The 5,469-nt window shown below is 45.2% G+C and carries 6 protein-coding genes and 5 tRNA genes; all 11 read right to left on the reverse strand.

Going from position 1 to position 5,469, the window contains the following annotated elements:
* Nucleotides 1-151: 151 nt before the first annotated feature.
* The 11 genes from ACJ28U_RS02285 to ACJ28U_RS02335 all read right to left on the reverse strand — a co-directional run bounded on the left by ACJ28U_RS02285 (nt 152) and on the right by ACJ28U_RS02335 (nt 5,402).
* Nucleotides 152-670: a YfcE family phosphodiesterase gene (locus tag ACJ28U_RS02285; RefSeq protein WP_010373842.1), complete on the reverse strand. Its 519-nt coding sequence runs from the start codon at nt 668-670 to the stop codon at nt 152-154.
* A 3-nt stretch (nt 671-673) separates the two neighbouring features.
* Entirely contained in the window at nt 674-1,270 is a 597-nt protein-coding gene (locus ACJ28U_RS02290) for an XTP/dITP diphosphatase (protein WP_010373844.1), read from the reverse strand.
* A gap of 18 nt (nt 1,271-1,288) precedes the next feature.
* Entirely contained in the window at nt 1,289-2,134 is an 846-nt protein-coding gene (gene racE, locus ACJ28U_RS02295) for a glutamate racemase (protein WP_010373846.1), read from the reverse strand.
* 160 nt (nt 2,135-2,294) lie between these two features.
* Complete coding sequence (locus tag ACJ28U_RS02300; protein WP_010373848.1) at nt 2,295-2,915, reverse strand: HAD family hydrolase; 621 nt, start codon at nt 2,913-2,915, stop codon at nt 2,295-2,297.
* Nucleotides 2,916-2,978: 63 nt separating this feature from the next.
* A complete protein-coding gene (locus ACJ28U_RS02305; RefSeq protein ID WP_386085378.1) occupies nt 2,979-3,290 on the reverse strand; it encodes a hypothetical protein in 312 nt (103 codons plus the stop codon).
* 72 nt (nt 3,291-3,362) lie between these two features.
* Entirely contained in the window at nt 3,363-4,799 is a 1,437-nt protein-coding gene (locus ACJ28U_RS02310; protein WP_407618259.1) for a hypothetical protein, read from the reverse strand.
* A gap of 135 nt (nt 4,800-4,934) precedes the next feature.
* Nucleotides 4,935-5,006, reverse strand: a tRNA-Gly gene (locus ACJ28U_RS02315).
* Nucleotides 5,007-5,035: 29 nt separating this feature from the next.
* Nucleotides 5,036-5,109 (reverse strand) — tRNA-Met (locus ACJ28U_RS02320).
* Between the two features lie 22 nt (nt 5,110-5,131).
* A tRNA-Pro gene (locus ACJ28U_RS02325) sits at nt 5,132-5,205 on the reverse strand.
* Nucleotides 5,206-5,253: 48 nt separating this feature from the next.
* Nucleotides 5,254-5,326 (reverse strand) — tRNA-Arg (locus ACJ28U_RS02330).
* 3 nt (nt 5,327-5,329) lie between these two features.
* Nucleotides 5,330-5,402 (reverse strand) — tRNA-Val (locus tag ACJ28U_RS02335).
* Between the last annotated feature and the right edge of the window lie 67 nt (nt 5,403-5,469).

Genomic DNA, 5,469 nt, shown 5'->3' on the forward strand with positions numbered 1-5,469 from the left:
ATGAATATGACGAAAATGGCCATCATGGCGGGATAAAATCCCGTTATTTTTGGATAAAAAGAAAGAAGGAGAAGAAAATCCGTCGGATTTTCTTCTCCTTCTTCATTTTCAGCTAGAACTGTTCTGTCCCAGCCTCTTTTAATATTATCTATTAACGCTTAAACGTAAAACGTAACCCGTCAACAGGCTGCATATCACGCGTGTAGAACTGTACAATAAATTGGGTTGGTTCTACCGTCAAGATTGCATACGTACCACCCAAGTAAGCATATTGACCCTTTGGCAATGCAATTGAGCCAGGATTGATAAACAAACGACCATCAATCTCTTCTGCCCCAAGGACGTGCGTGTGACCTGACGTCACGACATCCACACCCTTTGCAGAGGCAACTTCACGTAATTGGTTTAATGACACCTCGGTGTGTACCAAGTGACCGTGTGTTTGATATAACGTGAAGTTATCATCCGCATAATCACGGTCATCTGGGAACATTGGATCAGTGTCCATGTTTCCGATAACAGGCATCAAGTCGTTAAACAATTCGTCTGAACGTGATAATTCAGAGTCACCATTGTAAAACATCGCCTTAACCTTACCACGGTAGTGATCCACCACGTCAACCAAAATTTGACGGTCGCCGTGTGCATCAGAAATAATCAAATAATCCATTTCTTAATCCTCCCACCAGGCATTAAAGTCTGACATAAATTGTTGCAAAGCAGCCCCACGATGTGAAATCTCATTCTTTTCTGCCGGCGTTAGTTCACCAAATGACTTACCAAACGGTTCGTAGAAAAAGAGTGGGTCATAGCCAAAGCCATCACTACCTTGTGCTGCCCGCAAAATACGGCCATCAACCTTACCAGAGGCTACTAAGCGCTTGCCATCTGGCTTAATCGCCACAATCACAGCATGGAACGAAGCAGTGCGATCAGCATCTGCCACATCTGCCAATTCACGTAGCAACTTGGCATTGTTTGCCGCATCGTCATGATCGCCAGCGTAACGCGCTGAGTGGACGCCAGGTGCGCCGTCTAACGCATCGACCGTCAAACCGGCATCTTCCGCAACAACTGGCACATTAAACGCTTTCGCGATGGTTTCTGCCTTGATTGTGGCATTTTCTTGGAAGGTATTGCCATCCTCGATGATTGTCGGTACATTTTCCAGCTCGTTCAACGAGACAACTTCAACCCCCAGTGGCGTCAAAAACTCACGAAACTCACGGACTTTACCTTCGTTCTTTGAAGCAAAAATTAACTTAGCCATGCGTATCCCCCGTTAGACTTAATCAGTGACATCTTCATTAAGCACTAGTGTATCATCAATAATGTCCAAGTGCTTAACTGTCATTTCCTTATCATCCAACCAGCGTCCACCAATCGTGGCAAAACGCTTCACGCTACCCGTTGTAAAGTACTCATCATCATTGTGATCAGCTGGGTTCGCACTTGCACGACGCAAATCGAACTTATCCAAGAACTCAACCACTGTTGAAATCGTTTCGGCACCTGAGTTAACCAACGTCACCTGTGGTCCCATTGCTTCTTGAATAAAGTTCTCCATTAGTGGGAAGTGCGTGCATCCCAAGATTAGGGTGTCCACTTGGTGGTTCTTGAAGTATGACAACTTCTCCTTAACCACTTGGCGGGCGAATTCTGACGTGTAATCGTGATTTTCAGCCACGTCAACGAACTCGGGTGCTGCTAATTGCACCACGTTCGCTGCACGGTTTCCTTGCAACAAACCGTTATAGTAAGCCAACGACTTAACCGTTCCGGCCGTGGCAATCACACCAATTTCTCCATCTGCAGACTTGCGTAAAGCGGCATCAACACCAGGTTGGATTACACCAACAACTGGGATGTCTAGCTTTGCTTGTAGGTCCGGTAAGGCTGCCGCCGTTGCCGTGTTGCAGGCTACCACCAACATCTTAATGTCTTTTTTTAATAGGTAGCGAACCATTTGCCAAGTGAAGCCGAGGACTTCTTCTTGTGGACGTGGACCATAAGGCATGCGTGCCGTGTCCCCCACATAGTAGACTTGTTCATCAGGAATTTGCTTCAAGGCTTGCTTGACGACCGTCAACCCACCGATACCAGAATCGATGTAACCAATAGCGCGATTATCCATTATCTTCACTTCTTTCCATTTAATTAAGTCTTTATTATAACACCGACTAATTGGATAAAGGAAGATAGCGGGACATTCTTCCTTTACCGATACCTAAACGAAAGAAAATCCTAGTTTCACGACTGACAAATAATTGTCTACCATGAAACCAGGATTTGAATTAATCAACTAGTTTTAAAATATCAGCAGGCGTTTCAAAAATAAACTCTGCTTCGTCATTAAAGACAGCGCGGTCACGCACACCCCACGCAGCCATACCGAACTTAATGCCAGCATTATGTGCCGCGTGCATATCGTGCACGGAATCACCAATGTAAATCGACGTTTCAGGTGTCGCCTTCAAGTCGGCCATTGACTTCAAAATTGGGTCCGCGGCTGGCTTCATTTTTGGTGTTTGACCAGCAAATACAAAGTCATCGAAGTAACCGTTAATGCCAAACGCATCAGCATGATCTGCGAATTCTTCAGGCGTGTTTGATGTGACAATACCTAATTGCACACCAGTTGCCTTTAAATCAGCCAACATGTCCGTTACACCAGCAAACAATTGCACCTCATCCCAAAAATCATGGTAATGGTCTTGCCATTGGCGTTGCATCTCCTCTGGGTTTTCGATGCCAAATTTAATCAACGCATCCAGTGATGGTAGACCGAAAATCGCATACAATTCTTCGTAGGCCTTGTGAATGCCGTTTTCTTCAAGTGTTTGTTGCAATGACTTCATGTACATGCTTTCGGTACTTAGCAATGTACCGTCGACGTCAAAAATGAATGACTTCATAATCGTACTCCCTGTTTTGTCATGGTGGTTAATAGGCTCAACCACCTGATATTGATTATACCACTACGCTGTTTGCGACCGAACGCCAGCATACGTGACTGCCCAAATAGCCGAAACGGCTACTTGGGCCATCATTACTCGGTTTAGAACCGTTAAATAATCCGACTCACCGTGTAATACGAATAAACTAACCGCAAGCAACAACAGTACCGCTGTCATCGCGTAGTTCACCCGATTAGATTGCATATCGTATAGGGCATACAAAGTAGCTGCCGCTAAAACAGCCGTGCCAATCAAAAAAATGGGGTGACTATCGAATAGCGGAGTTGCGAGGACGTCGCCGATAAAAATAAGGATAAATAATATTTTTGTCATAAAAACCTCCACTAATACCATAGCAAAGATATATGAAAAAATCCGGCTCGCCATGAGTCGGATTAGTGTTTCTTAATATATTGGACTGACAGTTTGCCCAACTTCAATTAGATGCAGATAATCTTGCACATCGGCGACTAACGCATACATATAACGTGGCAACTGCGCCGCTTCAATCGCATTTCCCCAACGATCAACGACCGCATCTGACACAAGTCCCCGTTCAGCCAACCAGCGCACAAATTCAATGATGACGTCATCCACAAATTCAAAGCCATCGAGACCAAATAAATCAAAGGTATGGAATTTTTCAATCAACACTTGGGTTGCAGCTTCAATTGGCAATGTTGCAATGTCCGCATCTGTTTTCACCGCAATGGTGTCCAAGACAATCTTCAAGATAGCTTCGGCAACATCTAACCCTTCGCCTGTTAGCTGATCACGATCACGCAAAGCTGTTATAAAGCCTCGTTGCAGGTTTTCAGCTGCCGGTAGTTCAGATGACACTTGTTCAGCTACATAGGCTATCGGTTCCGGTTCTTGCGCTAAGACACCGCTAATCAAAGCTTTGAGTTCGGCAGTGTAGTGAATGACTTCCTCATCATTTTCAATCGTAATCACATCCTGTAAGAACATGCCATTCACGTCATCGAAGAAATCGCGTACGACAAAATCCGTGTGTGACCAGTCACCCATTTCAATTTGCGTTTCAAGCCATTCACGCATGGCCGAGGCGTACATGACTGTTAAAACAAGTAACTCTTGGTGCGTACCTAAATACGCTAAATGCTTTTTAACAGCCGGCTTGATACTACGATGTTGCTGATATAAGTCAGGAATACCGCTCGCATTTAGAACCTCAAAAAAGAACTTGACGCGTAAATCATCATCATCAACCGATGTGTCTTGGGCGAGATCGACGTTCGTTTCCATTAAGTCCTCAGGTGAAATTTCTAACCCCAAATCATCCATCAAGCGTTCCATGACTTCGATTTCGCTTTCATCCATTGGTTCGTCCATGGATTCATCTAAGTCCTCTAAGTACTGTGGCACAGTCTCCATTAACCAGGCACGGACATCGGGCGTAAAGAAATCAGCCGGCATTAATCCGCGCGCAACTAGATTTTTAGTAATTGACTCTAATAAATTGATTAACATGCCAGCAAATTCAGGTGCGACTTCTAGATATCCCAAAGTCATACCCATCGCTTGGAATAGATTATCAGCTGTCCATTCACGTGGTGCTTCATCCGTTAAAATATAGCCATAGTCAATGGTTTGTCGTACAAAAATGCGGACGAAATTATCGTCTACCGTGTCGTCATCATGGTATTCCTTGACCAAATCGTCACTCACCGACACCGCCAGTGCCCGATTGACCATCAATGCCGTTTTATCAATCGCTGGCATGCTATACCCGCCTTGTTCAGCATATGATTGCCGAATCAATTCTGTATATTCAACTGGAATAAATTGGTCATCATCAAATGGTTGTTGTGGTTCGTTCATGACGTGCCCTCCTACCGTTCTAATTACTCTGATTATAGTCTGTTCGTTTGAAGAAAACACTAGTTTCTAGTGATATCATCTGGTTTGAATGTAAAAAAACAGCACCACCGAAGTGATGCTGTTGTAAATCATTGAAGCGGACGACGGGAATCGAACCCGCATTCCCAGCTTGGAAGGCTGGAGCACTAGCCATTGTACTACATCCGCATGATTTTATTGGCTGACGTTTCCGTCAATCGCGGCGGGGGGGATCGAACCCTCGACCTCCCGGGTATGAACCGGACGCTCTAGCCAGCTGAGCTACACCGCGATCTATAACTTGCGTTATATAATCGGGACGACAGGATTCGAACCTGCGACCCCCTGGTCCCAAACCAGGTGCTCTACCAAGCTGAGCTACGTCCCGAACAATATTCATTTTTATATGAACATTAGTAAATCAGAGATTCACTAATGGGCCTAGCAGGACTCGAACCTGCAATACCCGGTTCGTAGCCGGGGTGTTTATCCAATTAGCATATAAGCCCATATGGACGTTACAGGGATCGAACCTGTGACCCCCTGCTTGTAAGGCAGGTGCTCTCCCAGCTGAGCTAAACGTCCATGTGCATCGCGACGTCCTATCCTCGCAGGAAGCGATCCTCCAACTACTTTCGGCGCTATTGAGCTT

The sequence above is a fragment of the Weissella sp. MSCH1 genome, assembly GCF_045799135.1.
In the GTDB taxonomy this organism is placed as follows: Bacteria; Bacillota; Bacilli; order Lactobacillales; family Lactobacillaceae; genus Weissella.

Bases quoted from the DNA above. Each gene is read 5' to 3' on its own strand.
- ACJ28U_RS02310 (WP_407618259.1), bottom strand. From the start codon at position 4,799: ATGAACGAACCACAACAACCATTTGATGATGACCAATTTATTCCAGTT.
- ACJ28U_RS02305 (WP_386085378.1), bottom strand. From the start codon at position 3,290: ATGACAAAAATATTATTTATCCTTATTTTTATCGGCGACGTCCTCGCA.
- ACJ28U_RS02290 (WP_010373844.1), bottom strand. From the start codon at position 1,270: ATGGCTAAGTTAATTTTTGCTTCAAAGAACGAAGGTAAAGTCCGTGAG.
- racE (WP_010373846.1), bottom strand. From the start codon at position 2,134: ATGGATAATCGCGCTATTGGTTACATCGATTCTGGTATCGGTGGGTTG.
- ACJ28U_RS02300 (WP_010373848.1), bottom strand. From the start codon at position 2,915: ATGAAGTCATTCATTTTTGACGTCGACGGTACATTGCTAAGTACCGAA.
- ACJ28U_RS02285 (WP_010373842.1), bottom strand. From the start codon at position 670: ATGGATTATTTGATTATTTCTGATGCACACGGCGACCGTCAAATTTTG.